General features: G+C 66.6%; 28 protein-coding genes and 2 pseudogenes. 15 read left to right on the top strand and 15 right to left on the bottom strand.

Features of this window, described 5'->3' with window-relative positions:
* Nucleotides 1–250: 250 nt before the first annotated feature.
* The 10 genes from CKO31_RS12375 to hepT all read left to right on the top strand — a co-directional run bounded on the left by CKO31_RS12375 (nucleotide 251) and on the right by hepT (nucleotide 8,137).
* A complete protein-coding gene (locus CKO31_RS12375; protein ID WP_200237761.1) occupies nucleotides 251–826 on the top strand; it encodes a hypothetical protein in 576 nt (191 codons plus the stop codon).
* A gap of 59 nt (nucleotides 827–885) precedes the next feature.
* The gene (locus CKO31_RS12370; protein ID WP_200237758.1) at nucleotides 886–1,242 is read left to right on the top strand and encodes a hypothetical protein; all 357 of its coding nucleotides are present in this window, start codon (nucleotides 886–888) and stop codon (nucleotides 1,240–1,242) included.
* A gap of 190 nt (nucleotides 1,243–1,432) precedes the next feature.
* Complete coding sequence (gene mazG, locus CKO31_RS12365; RefSeq protein WP_200237821.1) at nucleotides 1,433–2,284, top strand: nucleoside triphosphate pyrophosphohydrolase; 852 nt, start codon at nucleotides 1,433–1,435, stop codon at nucleotides 2,282–2,284.
* Nucleotides 2,285–2,538: 254 nt separating this feature from the next.
* A complete protein-coding gene (locus tag CKO31_RS12360; protein WP_200237755.1) occupies nucleotides 2,539–2,943 on the top strand; it encodes a secondary thiamine-phosphate synthase enzyme YjbQ in 405 nt (134 codons plus the stop codon).
* A gap of 265 nt (nucleotides 2,944–3,208) precedes the next feature.
* Nucleotides 3,209–4,069 carry a DUF4743 domain-containing protein gene (locus tag CKO31_RS12355; protein WP_200237752.1) on the top strand — a complete coding sequence of 287 codons (861 nt, stop codon included), beginning with the start codon at nucleotides 3,209–3,211 and terminating at the stop codon, nucleotides 4,067–4,069.
* Nucleotides 4,070–4,101: 32 nt separating this feature from the next.
* On the top strand, nucleotides 4,102–5,346 hold the full coding sequence (gene ispG, locus CKO31_RS12350) for a flavodoxin-dependent (E)-4-hydroxy-3-methylbut-2-enyl-diphosphate synthase (protein ID WP_200237750.1): 1,245 nt from the start codon (nucleotides 4,102–4,104) through the stop codon (nucleotides 5,344–5,346).
* Nucleotides 5,347–5,742: 396 nt separating this feature from the next.
* Nucleotides 5,743–6,267, top strand: coding sequence for a GlcG/HbpS family heme-binding protein (locus CKO31_RS12345; protein ID WP_200237747.1), 525 nt, complete (start codon nucleotides 5,743–5,745; stop codon nucleotides 6,265–6,267).
* Between the two features lie 106 nt (nucleotides 6,268–6,373).
* Complete coding sequence (locus tag CKO31_RS12340; RefSeq protein ID WP_200237744.1) at nucleotides 6,374–7,162, top strand: dienelactone hydrolase family protein; 789 nt, start codon at nucleotides 6,374–6,376, stop codon at nucleotides 7,160–7,162.
* A gap of 110 nt (nucleotides 7,163–7,272) precedes the next feature.
* Nucleotides 7,273–7,713 (top strand): type VII toxin-antitoxin system MntA family adenylyltransferase antitoxin, encoded by a 441-nt coding sequence (gene mntA / locus CKO31_RS12335; RefSeq protein ID WP_242475327.1) that lies wholly within the window; start codon nucleotides 7,273–7,275, stop codon nucleotides 7,711–7,713.
* Entirely contained in the window at nucleotides 7,703–8,137 is a 435-nt protein-coding gene (gene hepT / locus CKO31_RS12330) for a type VII toxin-antitoxin system HepT family RNase toxin (RefSeq protein WP_200237742.1), read from the top strand. The genes mntA and hepT overlap by 11 nt, the downstream gene beginning before the upstream one ends.
* Nucleotides 8,138–8,146: 9 nt before the next feature.
* Here hepT and CKO31_RS12325 read toward each other — a convergent pair whose 3' ends face one another.
* The 3 genes from CKO31_RS12325 to CKO31_RS12315 are packed head-to-tail and all read right to left on the bottom strand — an operon-like array spanning nucleotide 8,147 to nucleotide 9,110.
* Nucleotides 8,147–8,446: a hypothetical protein gene (locus tag CKO31_RS12325; RefSeq protein WP_200237739.1), complete on the bottom strand. Its 300-nt coding sequence runs from the start codon at nucleotides 8,444–8,446 to the stop codon at nucleotides 8,147–8,149.
* Nucleotides 8,389–8,904 carry a type II toxin-antitoxin system VapC family toxin gene (gene vapC / locus CKO31_RS12320; protein ID WP_200237736.1) on the bottom strand — a complete coding sequence of 172 codons (516 nt, stop codon included), beginning with the start codon at nucleotides 8,902–8,904 and terminating at the stop codon, nucleotides 8,389–8,391. The genes CKO31_RS12325 and vapC overlap by 58 nt, the downstream gene beginning before the upstream one ends.
* 2 nt (nucleotides 8,905–8,906) lie before the next feature.
* Complete coding sequence (locus CKO31_RS12315) at nucleotides 8,907–9,110, bottom strand: type II toxin-antitoxin system VapB family antitoxin (RefSeq protein ID WP_200237734.1); 204 nt, start codon at nucleotides 9,108–9,110, stop codon at nucleotides 8,907–8,909.
* 74 nt (nucleotides 9,111–9,184) lie between these two features.
* On the opposite strand from CKO31_RS12315, the gene CKO31_RS12310 reads away from it, so the two are divergent.
* A complete protein-coding gene (locus tag CKO31_RS12310) occupies nucleotides 9,185–9,547 on the top strand; it encodes an efflux RND transporter periplasmic adaptor subunit (RefSeq protein ID WP_200237731.1) in 363 nt (120 codons plus the stop codon).
* 184 nt (nucleotides 9,548–9,731) lie between these two features.
* On the opposite strand, the gene CKO31_RS12305 is transcribed toward CKO31_RS12310, so the two are convergent.
* On the bottom strand, nucleotides 9,732–10,028 hold the full coding sequence (locus CKO31_RS12305; RefSeq protein ID WP_200237728.1) for a hypothetical protein: 297 nt from the start codon (nucleotides 10,026–10,028) through the stop codon (nucleotides 9,732–9,734).
* 38 nt (nucleotides 10,029–10,066) lie between these two features.
* Nucleotides 10,067–10,744 (bottom strand): hypothetical protein, encoded by a 678-nt coding sequence (locus CKO31_RS12300; RefSeq protein ID WP_200237725.1) that lies wholly within the window; start codon nucleotides 10,742–10,744, stop codon nucleotides 10,067–10,069.
* A gap of 364 nt (nucleotides 10,745–11,108) precedes the next feature.
* Between CKO31_RS12300 and CKO31_RS12295 the strand changes: the two genes are divergently transcribed.
* Together CKO31_RS12295 and CKO31_RS12290 are read left to right on the top strand one after the other, a co-directional pair.
* Entirely contained in the window at nucleotides 11,109–11,504 is a 396-nt protein-coding gene (locus CKO31_RS12295) for an HI0074 family nucleotidyltransferase substrate-binding subunit (protein WP_200237722.1), read from the top strand.
* Nucleotides 11,489–11,833 carry a nucleotidyltransferase family protein gene (locus CKO31_RS12290; RefSeq protein ID WP_200237719.1) on the top strand — a complete coding sequence of 115 codons (345 nt, stop codon included), beginning with the start codon at nucleotides 11,489–11,491 and terminating at the stop codon, nucleotides 11,831–11,833. Before CKO31_RS12295 ends, CKO31_RS12290 begins: the two co-directional genes overlap by 16 nt.
* A gap of 292 nt (nucleotides 11,834–12,125) precedes the next feature.
* Here CKO31_RS12290 and CKO31_RS12285 read toward each other — a convergent pair.
* From CKO31_RS12285 to CKO31_RS12275, 3 genes and pseudogenes are all read right to left on the bottom strand, one after another.
* Nucleotides 12,126–12,556: pseudogene (locus tag CKO31_RS12285) on the bottom strand (transposase zinc-binding domain-containing protein); the annotation flags it as partial.
* Between the two features lie 428 nt (nucleotides 12,557–12,984).
* Nucleotides 12,985–13,191 (bottom strand): P-loop NTPase family protein, encoded by a 207-nt coding sequence (locus CKO31_RS12280; RefSeq protein ID WP_200237714.1) that lies wholly within the window; start codon nucleotides 13,189–13,191, stop codon nucleotides 12,985–12,987.
* An 86-nt stretch (nucleotides 13,192–13,277) separates the two neighbouring features.
* Nucleotides 13,278–13,463 carry a hypothetical protein gene (locus tag CKO31_RS12275; RefSeq protein WP_200237711.1) on the bottom strand — a complete coding sequence of 62 codons (186 nt, stop codon included), beginning with the start codon at nucleotides 13,461–13,463 and terminating at the stop codon, nucleotides 13,278–13,280.
* 130 nt (nucleotides 13,464–13,593) lie between these two features.
* Between CKO31_RS12275 and CKO31_RS12270 the strand changes: the two genes are divergently transcribed.
* Together CKO31_RS12270 and CKO31_RS12265 are read left to right on the top strand one after the other, a co-directional pair.
* A complete protein-coding gene (locus CKO31_RS12270; RefSeq protein WP_200237709.1) occupies nucleotides 13,594–13,857 on the top strand; it encodes an AbrB/MazE/SpoVT family DNA-binding domain-containing protein in 264 nt (87 codons plus the stop codon).
* Entirely contained in the window at nucleotides 13,854–14,261 is a 408-nt protein-coding gene (locus CKO31_RS12265) for a type II toxin-antitoxin system VapC family toxin (protein ID WP_200237707.1), read from the top strand. The genes CKO31_RS12270 and CKO31_RS12265 overlap by 4 nt, the downstream gene beginning before the upstream one ends.
* A gap of 591 nt (nucleotides 14,262–14,852) precedes the next feature.
* Here the strand turns inward: CKO31_RS12265 and CKO31_RS12260 are convergent.
* The 7 genes and pseudogenes from CKO31_RS12260 to CKO31_RS12230 all read right to left on the bottom strand — a co-directional run bounded on the left by CKO31_RS12260 (nucleotide 14,853) and on the right by CKO31_RS12230 (nucleotide 22,698).
* The gene (locus tag CKO31_RS12260) at nucleotides 14,853–16,169 is read right to left on the bottom strand and encodes an ImmA/IrrE family metallo-endopeptidase (RefSeq protein WP_200237705.1); all 1,317 of its coding nucleotides are present in this window, start codon (nucleotides 16,167–16,169) and stop codon (nucleotides 14,853–14,855) included.
* Entirely contained in the window at nucleotides 16,166–16,390 is a 225-nt protein-coding gene (locus tag CKO31_RS12255) for a hypothetical protein (protein WP_200237703.1), read from the bottom strand. The genes CKO31_RS12260 and CKO31_RS12255 overlap by 4 nt, the downstream gene beginning before the upstream one ends.
* 461 nt (nucleotides 16,391–16,851) lie before the next feature.
* Nucleotides 16,852–17,475, bottom strand: coding sequence for a Uma2 family endonuclease (locus tag CKO31_RS12250; protein WP_200237701.1), 624 nt, complete (start codon nucleotides 17,473–17,475; stop codon nucleotides 16,852–16,854).
* A gap of 38 nt (nucleotides 17,476–17,513) precedes the next feature.
* A pseudogene (locus CKO31_RS27515) lies at nucleotides 17,514–17,885 on the bottom strand (DUF3400 domain-containing protein); the annotation flags it as partial.
* A 14-nt stretch (nucleotides 17,886–17,899) separates the two neighbouring features.
* Nucleotides 17,900–18,301, bottom strand: coding sequence for a type II toxin-antitoxin system VapC family toxin (locus tag CKO31_RS12240; RefSeq protein WP_200237699.1), 402 nt, complete (start codon nucleotides 18,299–18,301; stop codon nucleotides 17,900–17,902).
* Nucleotides 18,298–18,540: a hypothetical protein gene (locus CKO31_RS12235; RefSeq protein ID WP_200237696.1), complete on the bottom strand. Its 243-nt coding sequence runs from the start codon at nucleotides 18,538–18,540 to the stop codon at nucleotides 18,298–18,300. Before CKO31_RS12235 ends, CKO31_RS12240 begins: the two co-directional genes overlap by 4 nt.
* Nucleotides 18,541–18,720: 180 nt before the next feature.
* On the bottom strand, nucleotides 18,721–22,698 hold the full coding sequence (locus tag CKO31_RS12230; protein WP_207148001.1) for a DUF3683 domain-containing protein: 3,978 nt from the start codon (nucleotides 22,696–22,698) through the stop codon (nucleotides 18,721–18,723).
* Nucleotides 22,699–22,866 lie beyond the last annotated feature (168 nt).

The raw sequence follows: 22,866 nt of genomic DNA, 5'->3' as shown, positions 1-22,866 counted from the left end.
GACGTCGTATCCAGGCAAGGCTGAGACAGCCGTCGGAGCGGAATCCGGTATTCTGACGCCGACGCCGGGGCACTCGAGGCGTCGGTGCGCCCGCTGAATCATGGTCTGGCCAGCCCAGGTCTGGCGAGCCCTGAGATCTGGGGAGCATCGCACGGGCCTTGGCCCGGCTTTTTCAAAGGCTTTTCGGCCCGGCGGAGCTCCGCCGACCCGCCGAGCCGAGCACTCCTGAGCGGATCTAGTCGAGTTGTCTATGTTCAAGCAGCCGATCCAAGCCGTCGCGCTGCTGGCCGTGCTGGCGGTCGGCGGGTGTGCCACGGACGACTTCCAGCGTGCCGTCGGGCTCGATCCAGGGCCGCCGGAGAATCCCAACGCGCCCAAGATCTCCCGCAGTGAGCCCGTCACAGATACCGGCCGCAAGGCGGTGGTGGTGAGCATCCACATGAAAAAGGAGTTCCCCGACGCCTGCATGCTCGGCATGACCTTCACCAACAACCTGGACATCAAGGTCACCAACCTCTCGATCCGGCTCACCGCCTACATCCGCGGCAACGTGAAGTACGAGGCCATCACCCGCAACTTCACCAATGTGAAGCCCACCGAGAGCCAGTACCGCGAGGTGGTGTTCACGCAGATTCGCTGCGACGAGATCGACTACATCGGCATCACGGACCCGGGGCGCTGCGCCATCGGCGAGGACATGAACCGCTTCACCACCCAGCCCGGCGACTGTGCAAAGTTCGTGGACGTGGCCGTGAGCCCGCACATCACGGTGCGCAAGATCAAGCAGGAGCCGCCTCCGCCAGAGCCGGACGTGGTGCTGCCATGACCTCGCTGCTGGCCGGCAATCCGCTGCGCTGCGGCGCGATCTGACCGAGGGGCTCGGCGTTGCGCATCGTCCTTATCGTGTTGGCGACTGCCTGGGCCATCGGCGCGCTGTTCGCGTTCGTGCTGACCCGCGAGAAGACGCTGGACGCCAAGCTCACGGCGGGCTACCTCGTGGCCTGGCCGGCACTGCTGGTGCTGGTCTACATCAACCAGCCCCTGCCGCTGTGGATCGGCCTGCCGGTGATGTTCGGCTTCATTCCTTGGTTCCTCGCTGGGCCGCACCTGTGGCAGATCGTCAAGGACCCGAGCAGCTCCAAACCGGACGAGGTCATCGGCATACCCATCGCGTACTGGAAGTGGGGCAGCATCGCCGCGGTGGTGCTGGGTGTGCTGTTCAACGCCTTGGTGCGACCCTGACCCGGCGGCGCATCCACCGACGGCATCGGCTCGAATTCCCTGCTGATGACCTTCACCGTCATCGCGGGAAGCGCCGTGTGCGACAGAGACAACCAAACAGCCGCGACACCTTGTCCAAGACCCGCGCAACAGGAAGCTCTGCCGCCCGGAGCGCCCAATGCCACGCCGCAGCAAGCCCGTTGCCACTGCCATGAGCCATCAGCACGACCGACCAACGCACGCGCCCACCCCCGACGCCCGTGCCCTGGACCCGCGTAGCATCGAGGCGCTGCTCGCTGTGGTGGCCCGCCTGCGCGATCCCGAGCACGGCTGCCCCTGGGACCTGGAGCAGACCCCGCGCACCATCCTGCCCTTCACGCTGGAAGAGGCCTACGAGGTCGCCGAGGCCATCGAGAACGACGACATGGCCGAGCTTTGCGAGGAGCTCGGCGATCTGCTCTTCCAGGTGGCCATCTATTCGCGCATGGCCGAGGAGGACGACGCCTTCGACTTCGGCGATGTGGTGGCCTCCATCACCGGCAAGATGGTCCGCCGCCATCCGCATGTGTTCGGCAATGCCGAAGTGGCCAGCGAAGAAGAGGTCCGCGAGAACTGGGAGGCCATGAAGGCCGCCGAGCGTGAGGCCAAGGGCCAGCGCGTGCGCACCAGCGTCATGGAAGGCGTCGCCCAGGCGCTGCCCGCCTTGGTGCGCGCCGGCAAGCTGCAAAAGCGCGCTGCCCGCGTCGGCTTCGATTGGGAGACGCCCGAAGGCGTCGCGGACAAGGTGCGCGAGGAGCTCGCCGAGTGCGAGGAGACCTTCAGCGCCCACGCCGACCCGCTGGAGCGGGTGCACGAGGTCGGGGATCTGCTGTTCTCCTGCGTGAATCTGGCGCGGCACCTGGGCGTGGATGCCGAGCAGGCCCTGCGCGCCGCCAACCACCGCTTCGAGCGCCGCTTTATGCGCGTGGAGGTCTGCCTCGGCGCCGCCGGCAAAGAGCCGGCGCCCGAGTACCGCGACGACATGGAACGACTCTGGGACACCGTGAAGCACGAGGAGCGCTGACGCTAGAATGCCGGCGGCGCGCGCCCGCCGCAGCACGAGCGCCTTGGTCGGGCTGAGGCACGAAGCCCGACACCGAGCCGGCAGTCAGCGCCTGACCGTCGGGCCTCCCAGCGTGGGGCCTCCCAGCGTACGGCCTCCCAACGTCGGGCCGACTTGCGCCGAAGTCCCTGCGGCGCGAACGCAAGACTCGCCCCGTACAACAAGCGCCTGCGCAGCCGCCGTCAAACTTCCCACTTCCCCCTTCAAACTTCAGCATGCGCGAGACCATCCACCTCGTCACCCGCAGCCGGGAGGTGCTCGTGGACATCACCCCACAGGTGCGCGACCTGGTCGCCCGCAGCGGGGTGCGCGACGGCCTGCTCGCCGTCTACGCCCAGGGCGCCACCGCGGCCATCATGATCCAGGAGAACTGGGACGACAGCGTCCAGACCGACGTCGTCGAGCTGCTGCGCCAGCTCATCCCCCGCGGTGTCTGGCGCCACGACGCCCAAGACGGCAACGGCGACTCCCACCTCAAGGCGGGCCTCATCGGACCCTCCGAGACCATCCCCGTCATCGACGGCCAGCTCGGACTCTCCACCTGGCAGAACATCTTCTTCTGCGAATTCGACGGGCCGCGGAGCGACCGGCGGGTGGTTTGTACGGTCATACCGGGGTGATGCTGCCTTGCGTCGCTGCGTGATCATCGGGAGATGGGATGTTGTGCGTAGTACTACGCAGTGGGAAGTACGGAGTACGGAGTACGGAGTACGGAGTACGTGGGCCGACGCCCTCAGTGACGTGGTGCAGTCGTACCTTGTACCCTGAACGGCTTCTGCGCATCAGACCTTGATCCATGCGCAACCCTTCCGTACCCCGTACTCCGTACTCCGTACCCCGTACCCCGTACTCCGTACTCCGTACTCCGTACTCAGTCCTGCCCAAGTGTCCCTCCTCGACCACATCCACACCTGCAACCGCTGGAACCCCGCTGACTTCGAGCCCTTCGTCGTGGGTGGGGAGCGGCTTGGGCTGGTGCGGAGGCGCTTCGCCAAGGCATTGACGGAGGGCGGCGGTGACTTCGTGCGCGCGGAAGACGGCCTGCACTGGGTCACGGCACCGGCCGATTTCGACGCCCGCAGCGACGCCTTCGCCGCGCACGCTGCGGATTGGGACCGTCGCGGGCTCATCAGCCATCGCCACGGCGAGCGCTATCCGGTGCTCAATGCCGCCGGCGAGGCCCGCTTCCTGATGGACCGGGCGGTGGCCCCGTACTTCGGCATTCGCGCCTTCGGCCAGCACTTGAACGGCTATGTGCGCCGTGACGACGGACTCTATCTGTGGGTGGGGCGACGCTCCCAGAGCCGGCGGGTAGCCCCCGGCAAGCTCGATCACATGGTGGCCGGCGGCCTGCCCTGGGGCGTCTCGCTGGCGGAGAATCTGCGCAAGGAATGCTGGGAGGAAGCCGCCCTGCCGGCGGCAATCGCCGACCGTGCCCGGCCCGTCGGCATCGTCGCCTATTGCCGGGACTCGGACCGCGGTCTCAAGCCCGACACCATCTACTGCTACGACCTGGAGCTGCCGGACGACATCAGCCCCCGCTGCAACGACGACGAGGTGGAGTCCTTCCAGCTCCTGCCGGCGACGGAGGTGATGCGCATCGTCGACACCAGCGATGCCTTCAAGCTCAACTGCAACCTGGTCATCATCGATTTCCTGATGCGTCACGGCCTCATCGGGCCGGAGCATCCGGATTATCTCGCCCTCGCCCATGGGCTTCGCTCGGCGCCCGCTGTGGCACAATGACTGGCTAGATGCCGGATCACTCAGAGGTAGACATGACCAGCAGCCAGATCTCCATCAGTCGGCGTCGCACACGGCGCGTGCTGATCGGCGGCATCGGCGTCGGTGGCGACGAGCCGATCCGCGTGCAGTCCATGACCAACACGGACACCGCGGACATCGAGTCCACGGTGACCCAATGCGCGGAGCTGGCCCGGGCGGGCTCGGAGTTCGTGCGCATCACGGTCAACAACGAGACCGCAGCCGCGGCCGTGCCGCGCATCCGCGAGCGCCTGGACGCTATGGGCATCGGCGTGCCGCTGATCGGCGACTTCCACTTCAACGGCCATCGGCTGCTCTCCGACTACCCCGCCTGCGCCGAGGCCCTGGCCAAGTACCGCATCAACCCCGGCAACGTCGGCCGCGGCGAGAAGCGCGACAGCCAGTTCGCCACCATGGTCGAGATCGCCTGCCGCTACGACCGCCCCGTGCGCATCGGCGTCAACTGGGGCAGCCTGGACCAGGACCTGGTGGTCCGGATGATGGACGCCAACGCCAAGTCGCCGCAGCCGAAAGAGGCCGATGTGGTCATGCGCGAGGCCATGGTGGAGTCCGCCGTCGGCAGCGCCCAGCGCGCCGAGGAGCTGGGCCTGCCGCGGGACCACATCATCCTCTCCTGCAAAATGAGCGGTGTGCAGGACCTGATCGCCGTCTACCGCATGCTCGCCGAGCGCACGGACCACGCCCTGCACCTCGGCCTGACCGAGGCCGGCATGGGCTCTAAGGGCATCGTCGCCTCCACCGCGGCGCTCGCGGTGCTGCTGCAAGAGGGCATCGGCGACACCATCCGCGTCTCGCTGACCCCAGCCCCCGGCGAGTCGCGCACCCGCGAGGTGGTGGTCGCCCAGGAGGTGCTTCAGACCATGGGCCTGCGGCCCTTCGCGCCCATGGTCGCCGCCTGCCCCGGCTGCGGGCGCACCACCAGCACCGTCTTCCAGGAGCTCGCCGAAGAGATTCAGGACTATCTCCGCGAGCAGATGCCCGTCTGGCGCGAGGTGCATCCCGGGGTGGAGACCATGCAGGTCGCCGTCATGGGCTGTGTGGTCAACGGCCCCGGCGAGAGTAAGCAGGCCAACATCGGCATCAGCCTGCCCGGCACCGGCGAGCAGCCCTCGGCCCCCGTCTACATCGACGGCCAAAAGGTCACGACCCTCAAAGGCGCCGGCATCGCCGAGCGCTTCAAGGAGATGGTCAACGACTACGTCGCCGAGCGCTATCCATCCGGCGGGCCGGGCGCCTGAGCGCCGAGCGTCCCGCGGCGGTGCCGACAAGCCCTAGTGACTGGCGACACCGCTCCGGAGACTGGGCAAGCTCCCGCGTCGGTCGCGTGAGCGCAGCGTAACCCGACGCGGCGCTCGCGTAACGCGTTGATTGTTGGGGCCGCCAGTCTTTAGACCGACCGGGGCGCGGGAATATTGGCCCAGTCCCTTTGGCGTTGTCCGCCGGCGCTGCGCGCCGCGTGGCGCCGCACCCTGCGCACCTGCCGAGCGCTGACGCGCCGGGCCCGAGCACGATGCCCCTTTGCCGACGTGGAATAAGGCCCAACTTGGACACACCGGTGGGCCGGCGCCAATGATCCCGGCCCGCCGAGCACATCGCCACCAACCCCTAACGACACCCAAAAGAGGAGTTACCGCATGATCCGTCCGCTCCGTACCCGCACCGCCGCCGGCGTGACCGCCCTCTGCGCCGCCGCGCTCATCACCGCAGGCGTCGCCTCCCCCGCCTTGGCCGAGGACCCCATGACCGTCTCCGTCAAGCGCCTGTCCCTGGATACGGCGCAGAAGATCGCCCAGGCCACCATCGACGCCTGCCGCGAGAAGGGCATCCAGATCGGCGTCACCGTGGTGGATCGCGACGGCGTGGTGCAGGTGCAGCTGCGTGACACCATCGCCGCCCCCATCACCGTGCCCATTAGCTACAAAAAGGCCTACACCGCCGTGAACTTCAACGCCAACACTTCGGCCATGGCCGAGCGGGCCGATACGGCCGTGGGCCGCCAGGACTTCCTGGTGATGTCCGCGGGCGGCGTGACGGTCACCACCGGCGGCTCCCTCGTCGGCGGCGTTGGCGTCAGCGGTGCACCGGCCGGCGAGACGGACGAGGAGTGCGCGCAGGCCGGGGTCGACGCCGTGCAGGATGACCTGGAGATGGCGTTCTGACGACAGTCCGGATGCACGCGGGTGCGGCCCTGGCCAGCGCCCGCGGTCCCGGTTCGCCTCTAAGGATCGTTCATCTAAATCGAGTATTCCCCAGAGAGCTGACGCCATGCGCATCCTCCTCGCAATCCTTCTCACCGTCTCCGCCACCGCCGTGCCGATGCTGGCCTCCGCGGAGGTACAGACCAAGGCCGTCGACCACATGGACGAGGACGTGCCCCTCACCGGCCACCTGTATTGGGACGACGGCATCGCGGGCCAGCGCCCCGGCGTGCTGGTGATCCACGAGTGGTGGGGTCTGAACGACTACGCCAAGCAGCGTGCCCGCATGCTCGCCGAGCTGGGCTATGTCGCCTTCGCGGCCGACATGTACGGCAACGACAAAGTCACCGACGACCCGAGCCAGGCCCAGGAGTGGATGCAGTACATCACCGCCGACGTGGAGCTGTGGCGCCAGCGGGCCGGGCTTGGGTTGGAGCAGCTCAAGGCCAGCGAGTACGTGGACGCGGACAAGACCGCCGCCATCGGCTACTGCTTCGGCGGCGGCACCGTCATGCAGATGGCCTACGGCGGCGCCGACGTGCACGGTGTGGTGAGCTTCCACGGCTCCCTGCCGGCGGCCCCCGAAGAGGTCTGGGGCAAGATCGAGCCCGAGATCCTGGTGCTGCACGGCCAGGCGGACAGCTTCATCGACCCGGCGGTGGTCACCAACTTCCAGAACAAGCTGGAAGAGGCCGGCGCCAACTGGGAGATGGACATCTACGGCGGCGCCCGCCACGGCTTCACCAACCCCGACGCCGGCGCCTATGGCATCGAGAACCTGCAATACGACGCCCAGGCCGACGCCCGCTCCTGGGCACGCATGCAGGCGTTCTTCGACGAGCTGTTTGCGGATTGACACCGCCCGGGCGGTCTGCGACAGCGCGGCCATCTTGTCGCACCGCTCCTCGGTGCGACGCCTCCCACGGCGCTCCCGGGCCGCATGCCGACAGCGGCGGCGAATGACTGATGTCCCAAGACAAAGACGCCGACACCAGCGGGATGCAGAGCGCCGTCGATCAGGAGGCCCTGATCGCACATCTGGGTCATCGCTTGACCAATCTCCTGGCGGTCTACGCCTTCGGCAGCCGCATCCAGGGAACGGCGAGCGCGGACAGCGATCTCGATCTCGCCGTGCTGGTCGCCGGCTACGCACCCCCGTTGGAGCTGTGGGCCTTGTCCGGTGAGCTGGCCGACATCGCCGGCTGCCCTGTGGACCTTCTTGACTTCCGTGCCGCCTCGACGGTGATGCAATACCAGATCCTGACTACTGGTGAGCGCTGGTGGGCGGCCGATGCACAAGCCGCGCTCTACGAGGCAGCGGTGCTGAGCGAGAAAGTGGAATTGGACGCCGCACGCGCCGGCCTGATCGCGGACATCGAGCAGCGCGGACGTGTCCATGGCCGATGATGTCCTGATCAATAAGGCAGCCAGCATCGAGCGCTGCGTGAAGCGGGCGCGGGAGGAATATGCCGCCGATCCGCAAGGGTTCGCTGACAACCATACCCGCCAGGATGCCGCCATTCTCAACATCCAGCGCGCCTGCGAGGCCGCGCTGGACATGGGCCACCATTTGATTCGACGGGAAGCCCTGGGCGTGCCGCAAAGCGCGCGTGATGTCTTCGAATTGCTGCATCGGGCCGGCTGGATCGATGCACAGTTGGCCGACACGCTGAAACGCATGGTCGGCTTTCGCAATATCGCTGTTCATGACTACCAGCGGCTGCAGGTACCCATCACGGTGAGCATCATCCAGGGCCACTTGGATGATTTTCTGCGTTACACCGAAAGGCTGTTGCAGCTCGATGCGGCGCACAGCCGCAGCGACGGCTGAGCTCGCAGGTCATGCGCGCAGCGATCCCAGCTCATCCTGCAACGCTGCAATCCGCGGCCTAATCTCCGGATGTGCGATCTGACCGCCCGCTTGCAGGACTTGCCACCCCGCCTTGATGCGGTCGGCGTCGCAACCGCCCAGGCCCTCGTCGAGGCGATCCGCGAACAGGGTCGACTGCCTCCCCCTGGCTTCAGCGACGGCCCGCCAGAACGCGGTGACCGCCGTCGGTAACTGCCGCAACGTCGGTTGGGTCAATAGGCGCCTGATTCGGGTGTATTCGCGCTCGGCGGCATCGAGCTTGTCGGGCACGGCGACATCGCGTGCCCAGTGCGCCAGCTCGATGAGTCGCTCGCCCGGGGCGTCGTTCTTCTCGCCGATGTGCTCGCCCCGGCATCCTTGGCGATCTGCGCGAAATCGGCATCGTCATGCAGCAGGACCGCGTCGTGCTCCAGCGCGACCTGGGCGATGATGCAGTCGTTGGCCGAGCGCACCGTCAGACCGCGCCGCCGACAGTCGAAGTAGATGCGTGCGGCGGCGATCGCGCAGCCGACGGGGTTCCGGGGGTGCAGCATCGGCTGGCTCGAAAAGTATTTCAGATACTTCTCGAATTGGGCTTCGTCGCGCGTGCCCTGGAGAATCTCCTGAAGGATCTGCGCCGTGATGCAGACATCGGCGTCCGTCTGAAGCAGCGTCTTCAGCCGGCGCACGGCCGGTGTTTCCCCCGCCCGGAAGAAGTTGATCCAGACCGAGGTATCGACCAGGTGCAAGCTCAGTCGTCCCCGCTCCGGACCCTTTTGTAGTCATAGTCCGGATCGATGCCGTCCGAGCCGTACAGATCCATCAGATTCAGTCGCCTGGCCCGGGCGACCATCTCCCGCAGCGCGCGGTCCACCACCTCGCGCTTCGTCTTGGCGCCGCAGACAGCCATTGCCTCCTGCACGAGGTCGTCATCCAGAGCAATCTTGGTGCGCATCGGCATACACCCCAGGTGGTGTAACATCCCGAAAAGTTTAGGGGCGGGCGGCCGATGCCGCAACGTGCGCGCCTGTGCCGCCCGCCCAGTGCTCCGACGACCAGGGCGCCAAGCCGCCGCCCGCCGTCGTGGTCGCCGCCGTGGAGACCCAGGCGGTGGACAAGAGCGCGCGCTTCATTGGCGACATCAAGGCCATCCAGTCCGTGGACCTGAAGGCGCGGGCGGAGGGCTTCCTGGAGGATGTCGCCTTCGAGCAGGGCTCCGCGGTGGATAAGGGGCCGGTCCCCTACCGCATCGAGCAGGACCAGTACAAGGCGGACCTGGAGCAAGCCCAGGGCCAGCTCGCGGCGGCGCCGGCAGAAGATGTCGCCGCCAGCGGCGCTGGAGGACAAGCAGGCGGACTTCGAGCGCCAGGCGGCGCTGATCAACAAGGGTGATACGTCCCAGACCGCCTTCGACCAGGCCAAGGCCGCCTGGGACGAGGCCAAGGCGAACGTGCAGAAGGCCAAGGCCAGCGAGCAGCAGGCCCGGGCGGCAGTGGAACGGATAGGAAATCCAAGCCGCCCTGGTTGGTCTAGCCCGGCGCTGAGGCAGGACGGTAGCGGGGCTCTGGATGTAAGGTCAAGGACCGGAAACATGGCGGAGCGACCTCGCGCGACGCTCGTGGGGGACCGAAGTGGCGTGCTGGAGCGGGCTCTGGGTCATGCCGGACGGCGGCAAGACGAAGGCGCTCGGCACCGCCACCCGCAGGGGACGGCGGCTACCAGTAGACGCGCTGTTGTCGACGGTGACGGCCTCGCCGCCGAAGGCGTCGAAGTCCTGGCTCGTGCTGTTGCCGAGGACATTGGTGCCGCCGGTGGCCGCGTTGGTGAGGATGGTCGAGCCGCCGACGGCGAGCGCGGTGATGCCGATGGCCATCGCGCCCGCTGTCTCGATGCTTCCCGCATTGCTTACCGTTACCTCGCCCGGAGCGCCCGGGTAGGAGGCGTTGACGCTGCCGGTCTCGAACGGGCGTAGATCGCCCATGGAGCCAGCGCTCGCCGCGAGCCGGACCCGGAGACCGAGACATCGATGGCGCCGCCGTCGCCGCCGTTGAAGTTGTCGGAATCGGGATTCTTGTTGCCGTCGGCGTATCCATCGGACCCGATGGATGCGGCCATCAGCGCACCGGCGCCACTGACCGCATAGGCTGTCTGGTCCTGCTGAGCGATGGTGAGGCCGCTGGCCGGCGCATCGCTCTGCGTCAGGGCGGCGCTGTTGGACAGGGTCACGGCGGCGCCGTTGACGAAGGCCTGTGCGTTCACCAGGCTGGTGCCGCCGTCCTCATCCGGGTAGTCGCCGGCCGGCAGCCCCACCGAGGCTAACGAGAACAGATTGCCGGTATTGTCCCCGCCGCTGGCAGCGAGGGTACCGCTGAGCGTCACGACGAGTGGATAGGCCGTCCGGGCACCCGCGATGTTGGTGACCGGATTGGTCGCGGTGATGTGACTGCCAACCCCGATGTCGGCGGCCGAAAAGCTGCAGCCGGTGCTCAGATCGCAGCCGAGTTCCGGGTCCATATTCCACACCGTGATGCCCTGCGGGAGGTCCACGGTGGCGGCAGCCGCCTGCGGCGGGAGCAGCAGGCCACTCAAGAGCGCGAGGGCCGAGCCTGCACCCGCGGCGGCTCGGCGTCGAACTGCGCGGATGCTGTGCGCGGCTGTGCAGGCTGGCGGGCAGGCAGGGGCCGGCGGGTGGTGCGTCCGAGCATCGGCGCTATCAACGAGTGTGCTCAAGCTGTGCTCCTGGGTAGCGATGCTTTGCGTTGTCGTGCTTGGCCCGCTTAGCCAGTTTAGGCGAATCGGTGTTGCCGGCCGTGATCCAGATCGCTTCCTGCGATTAGCATGCAGACGCCGATCGCGAGGACCGGACGGTGAGCCCGAGCGGCGTCGTCATGGTGCCGCTTGGGGCACACCCTTATCATGCGCGCGACCAATTTCATGGCAAATGGAGGTCATCATGGATCCACAGCGCCTGAACGAGCGCATCGCGGATTTTCTCAAGGGCGTGCATCAGCTCGAGCGCGCAGTTGCCCAACCGTTCGATGAATTCGTCCGCGATGCCGTGATCCAACGCTTCAAGTTCTGTTACGAACTGGCCTGGAAGATGCTAAAGCTCCGCCTCGAACAAGAAGGTATCGACGCGCACACCCCAAGACAGGCGTTGCGGGAAGCCTTGCAGGCCGGACTTCTCGACGATGGCAATCTCTGGAGCGAGATCCAACGCTACCGCAACCTCACCAGCCATACCTACGATGAGCGCCTCGCAGAGGAGGTGTATGCCTTCATCGTCGAAAAGGCGTTGTTGCGGTTTCAGGCGCTGGCGCGGGAGGCTGAAGCATGGCAGATCCCATGACGTTCGGACTGTCCGAGCGAATCCGCGCCGATTTCAGGCGCGTTTTCCTGCGATACCCGGACATCAAGCGTGTCCTGATCTTCGGCTCCCGAGCGAAGGGCGCCTCGCGGGTGGGCTCCGACATCGATCTCGCGGTGTTCGCGCCCCGGATGACCGACACGGAGTTCGCTCGACTGTGGAACGAGGTCGATGACCTGCCACTGGTGTTCAAGGTGGACCTCCTGCATTGGGATCGTCTAGCCAACCAAGACCTCAAAGACAAGATCCCGCGCGAAGGAAGCCTATTCTATGAACAGCGCGAGGAACAGCCGCACGGAATCTACGCCTGACGGATACGGATACGGATACGGATACGGATACAGATAGGAAATCCAAGCCACCCTGAGTGACCAGGTTGGCTCGGGAGAGGACGATAGCGGGGGCTGCGGCGTGCCGCCGGGAGACGAGTGGGGCTGCGCCGTCACCTGCGAGAGACGGCGGCTACCACGAGCATGTCGCGGACGTCATCACGCTCGATCAGCCCGCTGCGGGCAAACCACCGCAGCACCCGCACGCGTACCTGCTCGGCGATGGCGACGACGGCCGCTGGAGTCAGTGCCGAAGCGTGGCGAAAACGTTATGCAGCACGGCGCTGATCGCCCGCGGATCGCGTTCCAGATAACAGCGCAGGCGTTTGAGCACCGAGAGGACCCACTGGCGCACCGGCAACGGCGGGAAGACATGATCGACTAGATGCGCCGCGGTTCTGCAATGCGCCGGGCGTTGCACGAGGGGCACAGCCCGCGCCCTTTGCACGAGAAGGCGACCAGGAAGTCGTGCGCGCAGTCCGGATATCTGGCACGGGCGAAACCGTAGGCGAGGATGCCGCATTCCAGATAACGGCGGAACTCCCGTTCTACGTAGGCCGGCACGCGCTGCGCGTTCCAGTCGTCCTCGCCTGCGAATGCGAGATAGGTCTCCAGGTGTTGCTGGACGATTTGGTAGAGGGTGGTTTGTTCGAGATGGCGGCGGCAGTGCGGGACCGAGCGGCATCCCTGTGACGCGACGGCCATGTCGGTAGCCGGCTAGAGTCTGTCACGGAGCTGTATGTATATACAGTTTAGCGGCGATTGCGAGCGGAGCGCGACCGCTTGGGGCCACAGCGTTTGGCGCTGGCTGACGGAGATCAGGAACCGTGTCCCGATGCGCCGTCGTTCCTTTTCCTACTGCGCCGGGAGCGGAAGCCAGGCGATCACGGCCATTGCCACCGTTGCCACGCTCCCCATCAGCATCCCCGCCGAGAGCCATCCCCACGGAATGACGTGTCCGGGCGGTGCCGGAGCCGTGAGTTTTTGGGGTGAGTCTGCCGCCGTCGACCTGGACTCTACACGTGCCGCTTCTCCGCGCAGCAACGCCGCCGTCTGCATTACCACTTGCCGAAGCGCCTCGTTCTGCCCCTCGATCAGTGCCTCCACCAGCGTGGCCAAGGCCCGCGGGTCGATCACATGGTGACTGGTGGATGGCCTTGGGACAGCTTCAGGTGGGTCGCCTTCAGCGGCGCGTACTGGAGCAGGGTCGGGTTCAGCGTATCGGTATCGATGCACGCCACCGATCGCCCTTGCTCCACCAGCCACTGCGGGAAGGCCGCGGTCAAATAGCGCTTACCGACCCCGCCCTTGCCTTGCAGGGTCACATACAACGTCGCCATGGAAGGCTGCTGCTCCATCGGAAGATGGATGAGAGCTCGGAAGATGAAATTCGACGCCTGGACGCCCCCAGACGGGCAGGGCGCGATCAGGGCTCCGTGTCCGCCTTGTCGTCATCCTTGTTGATGAAGGTGACCTCCGGCCGCGCCGTCGGGTCCCAGTCGAAAGGCTTCGGCCGTTTCGGCACCGCCAGAGGATCACGCGTCTCCTGCCGTGCATCGGCGCCCGAGCGCGCGCGCTTGGCTCCGTCCGACTGATGGAGCAGTTTGCGCAAGGCGATTTCGTGGTCCGTCCCTGAGTTTCCCGCTTACTTCCCGTCCCTGATTTCCCCCGTCGTTTGACTTACCGCGTAAGCCTATATACGCTCGGCGACGATTTTCAGTTCACCACCGGGAGTCTTCTGCATGACCACCGTCGTCGTCTCCTCCAAAGGCCAGATCGTCCTACCGGCTGCGCTTCGCCGACGGCTTGGACTCGGTGCCGGCACCAAGCTCGATCTGTCCGAGGAGCCGGATGGGCTGCGGCTTCGCATCACCCGCGCTGTTCCCGAATCCGCTGTCACAGACCTCGCAGGATTGGTTAAGGCCCCTGCTCGCGGAAAGCCACGCCGGTTGGATGACTTCGATCCCGCATCGCTGCTGGCACGCGAGCGCGATCCAGAGTCATGAAGTCGCTTGATACCAATGTCCTCGCTCGCTTCTTCATCGACGATCCGGACGATCCCCAAGCCCTCCGGCAACGCCCCGCCGCCGTGACTGCGCTGTCCGAGCCGGCCTATGTCAGCGCCACCGTTCTGCTTGAGCTCGAATGGGTGATGCGCGGCTTCTATGAGCTGCCCCGCGCCGACATTGAGCGGGTGCTGCGGGCATTGCTCGGCATCGGCCACGTGACCGTCGAGGATCGGGACGCCCTGTTGGATGCGCTCGACCACTTCAGCGCCGGGATGGACTTTGCCGATGCAGTCCATCTGACTCGTAGCCAGCGGGCAGCCGCGTTCGTGACCTTCGACCGCCGGCTGGCCCGCCGGGCAGCGGTGTTGGGCTGCGCAACACCGGTCGAGCTCCTGGGCTGAAGGCCGCGGCGTTGGCAGAGTCGCGGCGCCGATGCCGAACGCGCTGCTGGAGGGCATGGCGATAGCGCCGGGAGAGCAGGTCTTGTGCCTGGCGAGCAGCAGCGGCGAGCCGCCGACGCCCGCGCACGACGCGCCACAGCCATTTCGATTCGCCGCACCGCGCGGCCTCGCGCGCTTGAGCGCGCGGGCTTCGTGTCCAGCGACGACTCAGACCCTCAGGTCCCTTGTCCCTGGCTCGGACCACCGGCAGCAGCCTGGCGCACGCAATCTCTCTCCAGCAAGCCGGCCTCTTGCCGCATCGTTGCCGACGCTGGGTGGGTTACGTACAAACCAGCCCAGAGCGTTGGCGTGTCGCCATGGGGTCAATTCCTGGTGTCGCTTGACAGAGCGTGGACTTGCCGCCCGAGAACCTACCGAGCACAGCCATCTGACGGCCGTGCTCAGACAGATCTCCGAGCCACCGGATCAGCTCGCGCCACTGTGCCATCAGGTCGTCACTGGGGTGGGCCTCGTGGAGCTGATTGAGGATCCTGGCGGCTGCGCGAAGCTCTTCAAACAGGGTGCCGGTGTTGTCGCGAAGCCGGTCACGCTTCAGACGGATGCGATGCGCTCTGCATCGTCGAGGGCGGTGGTGTCCAGGCGTCCATGGTTCTCCAGCTGTCTTTCGACGACCCGCTCCGACACGGCAAAGTGTTGAGCCGCATCATCCTGCGCCGACTCCGAATAGTCACCGTCGAGAAAGGCGTCCAGCGTCTCGAACGGGCACAACAGCTCGGCAGCAAACGCGCGCTGGAGCTTTTGGCGGTGGGTGTACGCGCTGCTGACGGGGGCCAGCGCCTCGGTGCAGCCGCTGGCAAGGCGGTCGCCCAGCAGCCGGGCCAGCTCGAACCGGCGGCCGGTGCGATAACTGGAGCGGAGCACGATGCGCCCCGGCCTATGTGCCTCATCTTCCAAGCCGAACGCGAGAGGTGGGTGCTCGGTGGAGCCGAGAAGGCTTGGCGATACGCCGCATAGGTCCGCCAGCCGATCATCGGAAACGGCGCCATCGCCAAGTCGACTCTGCGCCCGAACCGCCCGTGCTGCCGAGTAGCCCCGCTGCCAGGCCCGCCGAGGACGCGGCTTGGTCGAGTCCAAGCCGGTGAGATGGACCCGCGCGGACGGTTGCGTGTCATGACCGTAGCGTCTCGCCCAGTCTTGGATTTGATCCGCAGTCGGCGGCATCCTCCCTGGGGTATGTCCGGCCGCCAGTTCCATGACAGCATGCTGACCCAGGGTTCGTGCGTCTTGCATGATCTGTCTGATCGCCGCCTCATCGCCTTCGTCGGGGTCAAAGCCCAACAGCGCCTCGAGCTGTCGCTGGGCGGCATCGTCCCGTGTGGCCCGTTCTTGCAGAACCTCGCTCCACGTATTGTCGAAATCCGTAGCCCCGAGCCCTTCTGCGCGCAGCCTGCCCTGGATCTGCGATAAAAACTCGTCGAGGGCTGCGACGAATTGCCGCGTCGGTACGATGACAGTCTGATCAGCGGTGAACCGGAAGGGGCTCAAACGTGTTGGATGGGTTGGCCTTGCGGCCAGGACGGTGGTCTCCCCATCGGAGTGGATGGTGATATTCGGCCACAGGTAGCCTGCACCGACGGTGCATAAGCAATGGGCCGACTGCCACTCATAGGTGGGCGCGTTCGGGCGTGGCTCGACCGTCAGCCTCCACCAGTTCCAGGCAAGCCACTCCGCCAGCGGATACGCAGAGACCAGTGGTCCCGTCCGTGCACAGGCGACGAAGCCGTCCTGGCCTTCACTGAGTACGATGCTCCCGAGCCGGACTTGAAGCCTTCCAAAGCAAGCGCGTTCCTCGGCAGGACCTGCGTCGAGCTGTTCCCAGTCCATGGTGAGCTGGAGATCATTGCTCATCGCTGCTTCCACGCATGCAGCACATACTCGCGCTGGTGCTGCTCGTTGGAGGGATCGAGCCGATAGCCATGGTAGCCATCCCGGTCCCATTTTGCCTCGTAGACTTCGCCATCCTCATCGACGCTCCACACGTATTTCGGTCTATCGTCGATCTGAAATGCGCTGACCATGCCTCGACGAACGCCTTCCATGAACAGCCGTTGGGCCTCTTTCAGGGGCACTGGACGGTGGTCATCGCACAATGACTTATGTGGCCGCGGATTCGTCGGTGGCTGAAGCCCGTAATCTGCGGGTCGCCGCTTGTGGTACCCGCTGCCGATGTACCTGGCACGGCGCAGCAGGGCTTCGAGTCGCTGCGCCGACCAGGCGTCCGGTGCTGCGAGACGCCTTTTCGGGTTCTGAGACTGGCGTTTGCGCACGCGGCTTGCTCTGTTGGTATGCGGAGCCGCTGGCGCCGCGGCTCTCAGGTTGGCTGTTGCCGATGTCTCGCCCCGGTCGCTGCTGACTTTGAGGTGGCGAGCAGCGGGCGGTAGCTCCTGCCCACGGATCGGCGACCTTCCGACCAAGTATCGGTACGCGGGCAAGGATGGTCAAACGGGGCTTTCGTGCCGCAGGCCGCAGGCCGCGGGCCGCAGTCGTTGCGTAGGCAAGGTGCGGTGGACTCCCCGCCGGGCGAACGGGTTTACAGCGCGGGTGTCCAGAGGCCCGTCATCGGCAGCGCGAGGCCGGGCAACAGCTCAGGGTCGCCGAGGGAGTCGGGGGCATGGAGCTGCTCGGGCTCTGCATCCGGTGTGTAACGCCAGACTTCTCGCTGGTCGGGCAGGATCAGCCAGCCGAGACGCGCGCCGTTGTCGCGCCATTCGCGCAGCTTGGCGTGCAGGTCTTCGGGGGCGTCGCTGGGCGAGGCCAGCTCGACGACGAGGTCCGGCACCAGAGGCAGGAACCTGCGCTTCTGCTCCGCGCTGAGCTGGGCCAGTCGCTCGCGCAAGATCCAGGCGAGGTCCGGCGAGCGCATGGCGCCGTTCGGCAGCAGGAAGCCGGTGGACGAGTCGAGAACGACACCGCGGCCGTCCTGCCGTGCCCAAATCCCGAAATCCAGCGCCAGCTCGGCGTTGCGGTGGCCGGTCTCGGCGCCGGTCGGCGGCATGATCTCCAGATCTCCATCGGCGTTGCGCTCGATGCGCAGATCACGGTTGGCGGCGCAGAACGCGAACAGCTGCTCGTCATCCAGCCGCATGGCCGGCGGAATGGCTAGGTCGATGCGACCCTGGAGCGGCGCAGCTGTTGGGGCTGTCAGCTGGATCATGATGTCATCCTACGCCGCGCCCCTGCCGGGTCAAGCGTTCAGAGCAAGACCTTCTCGACGCCCCCCGCCTTCACCCGCTCCATGAACCGCTGCTGCCAACCTTCGCCGAGCAGGTGCTTGGCCATCTCGACGACGATGTAGTCGGTGGTCACGCCGCTCTCGTCGGCGTACTTGGCGAGGCCCTGGTGGCAGGCGGGGCAGGCGGTGAGCATCTTGACCTGGCCCGGCTCGGCCTGGTCCTGGCCCGTCAAGTCGCGCACGCCCCGGGTGATCTCCTCGGACTTTTTGAAGCGCACCTGGTTGGCGATGTCCGGGCGGGCGGTGCCGAGCGTGCCGGCCTCGCCGCAGCAGCGGTCCGAGAGCTGCACGGGCTGGCCTATGAGCTGGCTTGCGACCGATGCCAGCCGATGTGCCGATTTGCCGCCTATGCCTGGACTAGATGCGCCTTACCGGGAGATGCGTCGAAGTAGGCCGGAAATCGCTCGTCCAAACTGATCAGCGTTGCTTCTAGGTGGATCGCTGTCGCGATGATGAGGCGATCCGCTGGATCTCGATGGTGCTCCGGCAGCGCTGCGGCGGCGTGCGCCGGTACGCAGTCTAGGGGCAAAATCTCGACGCCGGAGCCATCGGTAGCCTCTTCGACCCAGGCGGAGACGGAGAGCGGCAACGATAGACGCCCTCGCTGGACGAGCATACCGATCTCCCAGCAGGAGATCGCACAGACGCCAACGGACTCCGCGGTCTCGATGCGTTGCACCAGGCCTGGGGGAAGCGGGTCATCCGGCAACAGCCATCGCACCCAGATGTGTGTGTCGAGCAGGATCAATGATTGGCGTCCCAGTCTTCGGCCTCGCTCACCGGATGGATCAAGTCCCCAAAGATCCCGCCCTGGCCTGCAATGCGTGGCGAAGGTCGGCGATGCCGCGCCTTGTCGCTGGGCTCGGTGTCGCCAACAACCCGAAAGATTGCCTCGATGCTTGCGTTCGCCGGAAGCCGGGGTGGGTCGACAATCGCGCCGTTTTGGTCTGTGTGGATGACGAGTTGCTTGATCACTTGCATGTCCATGATGGGGTTACGCCAAATACGTCTGGGCCAGGGCTGCCTGCCTTGGGAGCGGCGTCTTCGCGGCGATGACCTGCGGATCGCGCCGAGGACAGCACTCCCACGACGAGGACCGATTGATGATCAAGACCGACAAGCACCCCATCTGGCCATGCTACGCCGCGCCCCTGCCGGGTCAAGCGTTCAGAGCAAGACCTTCTCGACGCCCCCCGCCTTCACCCGCTCCATGAACCGCTGCTGCCAACCTTCGCCGAGCAGGTGCTTGGCCATCTCGACGACGATGTAGTCGGTGGTCACGCCGCTCTCGTCGGCGTACTTGGCGAGGCCCTGGTAGCAGGCGGGGCAGGCGGTGAGCATCTTGACCTTGCCCGGCTCGGCCTGGTCCTGGCCCGTCAAGTCGCGCACGCCCTGGGTGATCTCCTCGGACTTTCTGAAGCGCACCTGGTTGGCGATGTCCGGGCGGGCGGTGCCCAGCGTGCCGGCCTCGCCGCAGCAGCGATCCGAGAGCTGCACGGGCTGGCCCATGAGCTTGCTTGCGACCGAGGTGGGCTCGTAGGTCTTCATGGGGGTGTGGCAGGGGTCGTGGTACAGGTACTTCACCCCGGTGACGTCCTCCAAACGCTTGTCCTTCTCCAGCAGGAATTCGTGGATGTCCAGCAGCCGGCAGCCCGGGAAGATGCGCTCGAACTCGTACTTGAGCAGCTGATCCATGCAGGTGCCGCAGGAGACGATGACGGTGCGGATGTCGAGATAATTGAGCGTATTGGCCACCCGGTGGAAGAGTACCCGGTTGTCCATGGTGATCTGCTTGCCGCTGTCTTCCAGCCCGGCGGCCCGCTGTGGATAGCCGCAGCATAGATACCCCGGGGGCAGCACGGTCTGCACGCCCTCGTCGAACAGCATGGCGAGCGTGGCCAGGCCGATGTCGGAGAACAGCCGCTCGGAGCCGCAGCCCGGGAAGTAGAAGACCGCCTCGGCGTCCTCGGCCAGCTTGGGGTCGCGCAGGATGGGCACGCGCGAGCGGTCCTCCAGCCCCAGCTCGTGGCGGAAGGTGCGCTTGGGGACTTCCACGCGGATGGAGCGGCTCACCAGATTCACGGCCTGGCCGACGGGGTTGGGGTCGCCGGTGCTGCTGGTGGGCTGTTTGTTGGGGCCGGCGGTGAGCTTGAGCCCCCGGGCGACGGCATTGGCGAGGTTCAGCCCCTGGAAGCCCCACTCCGCCAGCCCCTTGCGCATGACATTGATGGCCCGGGGATTCTGGGTATTCAGGAACGCCATGGCCGCGGCGGCGCCGGGGCTGGTGCGCTTCTTGCCGCGGTCCACCAGGATGCGGCGCATGCGCATGGTGACATCGCCGTAGTCGATGTCCACCGGGCAGGGGCTCAGGCACTTGTGGCAGATGGTGCAGTGGTCCGCCACGTCGTTCATCTCCTCGAAGTGGCGCTCGGAGAGCCCGCGGCGGGTCTGCTCCTCGTACAGGAAGGCCTCGATGATGAGGCCGGTGCCGAGGATCTTGTTGCGCGGCGAATAGTCCAAGTTGGCCCGCGGTACATGGGTCATGCACTTGGGCTTGCACTTGCCGCAGCGCAGGCAATTCTTGACGTCGTCATTGAGCGCGCCGAGCTCGGTCTCCTCCAGCAGGATGGCCTCCTGCTGCACGAGGCGCAGTGACGGGGTGTAGGCGCCGTCGAGCCCGGAGTCCTTGGCGAGCTTGCCCGGGTTGAACCGGCCCCTGGGGTCCACCTGCGACTTGTATCGTGCGAAGGCGTCGAGCTTCTCGGGCTCCAGATAGCCGATCTTGGTCAGCCCAATGCCGTGCTCCCCGGAGATGACGCCGCCGAGGTCGGTGGCGAGCGCCATCACCAGGTCGACGATGCGGTCGGCCTCCTTGAGCATCGCGTAGTTGTCCGAGTGCACCGGGATGTTGGTGTGCACGTTGCCGTCGCCGGCGTGCATGTGCAGCGCGACGAAGAGGCGGGCGTCGCGGACCTGCCGGTGGATCTCGGCGAGCTTGGCGCGCACCGGGGCCAGGTCCTGTCCCGCGAAGATCTCGTCCAGGGGCTTGGCGACCTCTTTGCGGTAGGTCTGGCGCAGATCCCGGCGCAGCATCAGGTCCAGCAGGCTGTCCTTGGCATGCACCAGCTGCCGCTCGGGCTCGCGCAGTAGGTCCATGTGCTCGATGGCGGGGGCGTCCAGCAGCTCCAGGACGCGGTGCCAGCGGTTGCGCGCCCGCTCGACCACCTCGACGGCCGCCTCGCGCTTGGCGTTCAGGATCCTGCGCCCTTCGTCCGAGGACTCGGATGCGTAGGTGCCGGCGGGGCGGGCCTCCTCCAACGGGCCTGCCAGGTAGTCCAGCACCGCCGCCATGATGGCGTCCTTGTTCTTGATGGACTGCTCGATGTTGATGCGCTCGATGCCGCGGCTGTAGGCGGCGAGCTTGTCCAGCGGGATGACGACGTCTTCGTTGATCTTGAAGGCGTTGGTGTGCCGGCTGATGGCCGCGGTGCGGGCACGGTCCAGCCAAAAGCGCTTGCGCGCCTCCGGGCTGATGGCGATGAAGCCCTCGCCGTCGCGGGCATTGGCCAGGCGAATGACTTCATCGGCCACACGGGCGACGGCCGCCTCGTCGTCGGCCACCAGGTCCGCAATGAGCACCATCTTCGGCAGCTCGCGGCGGTTGGCCTTGGTGGAGTAGTTGACGGCGCGCACATAGCGCTCGTCCAGGTGCTCCAGGCCGGCGATCTGCACCTGCGGATGATTGTCGACGAAGTCCTTCACCTCGACGATGGCGGGCACGGCCCGGTCCAGGTCGGTGCCGAAGAACTCCAGGCACACCGTGCGCACCTGGCTCGGCATGCGGTGCAGCACGAAGCGGGCGGAGGTGATGAGCCCGTCGCAGCCCTCCTTCTGCACGCCGGGGAGGCCAGAGAGAAACTTGTCCGTCACGTCCTTGCCGAGGCCGAGCTTGCGCAAGGCTTGGCCCGGCATTTCCAAAAGCTGCGGCTTGCCCTTGGGGGTGCTGCCGTCGGCGGCAAAGCGGGAGATGCGAAAGCGCACGGTCTCCGCGTCGTGGATCTTGCCGAGGTTGTGGTCCAGGCGCTCCACCGTCAGCCAGTCGGCATCCGGCGTGACCATGCGCCAGGACACCAGATTGTCCAGCGCCGTGCCCCAGAGCACGGCCTTCTTGCCGCCGGCGTTCATGGCGACATTGCCGCCGATGCAGGAGGCGTCCTGGGAGGTGGGGTCCACCGCAAAGGCAAGCCCGTTGGCGTCCGCCAGCTCCGAGACGCGCTTGGTGACCACGCCGGCGCCGGTGCGCACCGTGGGCACGTTCTCGGGGCCCGCGCGGCCCTCGCTCGCCGGCAGGTCCATACGCTCGACGCCGGACAGGGCCTCCAGCTTCTCGGTGTTGATGACGGCGCTGCGGGCGTCCAACGGTACCGCGGAGCCGGTGTAGCCGGTGCCGCCGCCGCGGGGGATGATGGGCAGCCCGCAGTCGATACAGGCGGCGACGATGGGGGCGACTTCGTCCTCGGTGTCTGGCGTGATGACGACGAAGGGCATCTCCACCCGCCAGTCCGTGGCGTCCGTGGCATGGGACACCCGCGCGAGGCCGCCGAAGTTGATGTTGTCCCTGCGGGTGATGCCCGCGAGGCGCTTGGTGATGCGCTGGCGCAGCTCCTTGTCGGCCTCAAAGTGGGCCGCGAAGCGCTTCACCGAGGCCCGGGCCGCCGCCAGCAGGTCGGCGGCCTGCTGGTTGTCGTTCAGGCGCTGCTCGAACTGGTCCAGGCGGTGCTCCAGGGCCTCCACCAGCATGCCGCGGCGCTTGGGGTCCTCCAGCAGATCGTCCTGGAGGTAGGGGTTGCGGGTCACCACCCACATGTCGCCCAGCACCTCGAACAGCATGCGCGCCGAGCGCCCGGTGCGGCGGCTGCCGCGCAGCTCCTCGATGAGCCGCCAGTTGGCCTCCCCCAGAAAGCGGATGACGATCTCCCGGTCCGAGAACGACGTGTAGTTGTAGGGGATCTCGCGCAGGCGGTGGGTGGGGATGGGCTCGGCGTCGTCTGGGCCGGCGGGAGCCAGGGGTGGCTCGGCGCCCGGTTCTCGGAGCTTGGTGGTGGGGTCGGCCGCGTCGGTGCGTGGCTGTATGAGGGCTGACATAGAAAGCTCTGGCGTTGCTGCGTTGCGACAATTCTAACGTAGCCAGCCAGATGCCCGCGGCGTAGTGCCGCGGGTAAGACCGCGTGTCGGGCCGGGTTGCGCGCCAGCGGCGGCACGGCGGGCGTGAGCACCTGTCATGCCCAAGGAAGTGCGTCGGGCCCGTGCCCG

The organism is Thiohalocapsa halophila, from assembly GCF_016583825.1.
GTDB lineage: Bacteria > Pseudomonadota > Gammaproteobacteria > Chromatiales > Chromatiaceae > Thiohalocapsa > Thiohalocapsa halophila.
This window is presented reverse-complemented; position numbering and strand designations above follow the sequence as displayed.

What these genes read in the sequence shown, in the direction of transcription:
- CKO31_RS12375 (WP_200237761.1), top strand. Translation starts at nt 251, where the DNA reads ATGTTCAAGCAGCCGATCCAAGCCGTCGCGCTGCTGGCCGTGCTGGCG.
- mazG (WP_200237821.1), top strand. Translation starts at nt 1,433, where the DNA reads ATGAGCCATCAGCACGACCGACCAACGCACGCGCCCACCCCCGACGCC.
- CKO31_RS12360 (WP_200237755.1), top strand. Translation starts at nt 2,539, where the DNA reads ATGCGCGAGACCATCCACCTCGTCACCCGCAGCCGGGAGGTGCTCGTG.
- ispG (WP_200237750.1), top strand. Translation starts at nt 4,102, where the DNA reads ATGACCAGCAGCCAGATCTCCATCAGTCGGCGTCGCACACGGCGCGTG.
- CKO31_RS12345 (WP_200237747.1), top strand. Translation starts at nt 5,743, where the DNA reads ATGATCCGTCCGCTCCGTACCCGCACCGCCGCCGGCGTGACCGCCCTC.
- CKO31_RS12340 (WP_200237744.1), top strand. Translation starts at nt 6,374, where the DNA reads ATGCGCATCCTCCTCGCAATCCTTCTCACCGTCTCCGCCACCGCCGTG.
- mntA (WP_242475327.1), top strand. Translation starts at nt 7,273, where the DNA reads ATGTCCCAAGACAAAGACGCCGACACCAGCGGGATGCAGAGCGCCGTC.
- hepT (WP_200237742.1), top strand. Translation starts at nt 7,703, where the DNA reads ATGGCCGATGATGTCCTGATCAATAAGGCAGCCAGCATCGAGCGCTGC.
- CKO31_RS12315 (WP_200237734.1), bottom strand. Translation starts at nt 9,110, where the DNA reads ATGCGCACCAAGATTGCTCTGGATGACGACCTCGTGCAGGAGGCAATG.
- CKO31_RS12305 (WP_200237728.1), bottom strand. Translation starts at nt 10,028, where the DNA reads ATGGCCATCGGCATCACCGCGCTCGCCGTCGGCGGCTCGACCATCCTC.
- CKO31_RS12295 (WP_200237722.1), top strand. Translation starts at nt 11,109, where the DNA reads ATGGATCCACAGCGCCTGAACGAGCGCATCGCGGATTTTCTCAAGGGC.
- CKO31_RS12290 (WP_200237719.1), top strand. Translation starts at nt 11,489, where the DNA reads ATGGCAGATCCCATGACGTTCGGACTGTCCGAGCGAATCCGCGCCGAT.
- CKO31_RS12280 (WP_200237714.1), bottom strand. Translation starts at nt 13,191, where the DNA reads ATGGCGACGTTGTATGTGACCCTGCAAGGCAAGGGCGGGGTCGGTAAG.
- CKO31_RS12270 (WP_200237709.1), top strand. Translation starts at nt 13,594, where the DNA reads ATGACCACCGTCGTCGTCTCCTCCAAAGGCCAGATCGTCCTACCGGCT.
- CKO31_RS12265 (WP_200237707.1), top strand. Translation starts at nt 13,854, where the DNA reads ATGAAGTCGCTTGATACCAATGTCCTCGCTCGCTTCTTCATCGACGAT.
- CKO31_RS12260 (WP_200237705.1), bottom strand. Translation starts at nt 16,169, where the DNA reads ATGAGCAATGATCTCCAGCTCACCATGGACTGGGAACAGCTCGACGCA.
- CKO31_RS12250 (WP_200237701.1), bottom strand. Translation starts at nt 17,475, where the DNA reads ATGATCCAGCTGACAGCCCCAACAGCTGCGCCGCTCCAGGGTCGCATC.
- CKO31_RS12235 (WP_200237696.1), bottom strand. Translation starts at nt 18,540, where the DNA reads ATGGACATGCAAGTGATCAAGCAACTCGTCATCCACACAGACCAAAAC.
- CKO31_RS12230 (WP_207148001.1), bottom strand. Translation starts at nt 22,698, where the DNA reads ATGTCAGCCCTCATACAGCCACGCACCGACGCGGCCGACCCCACCACC.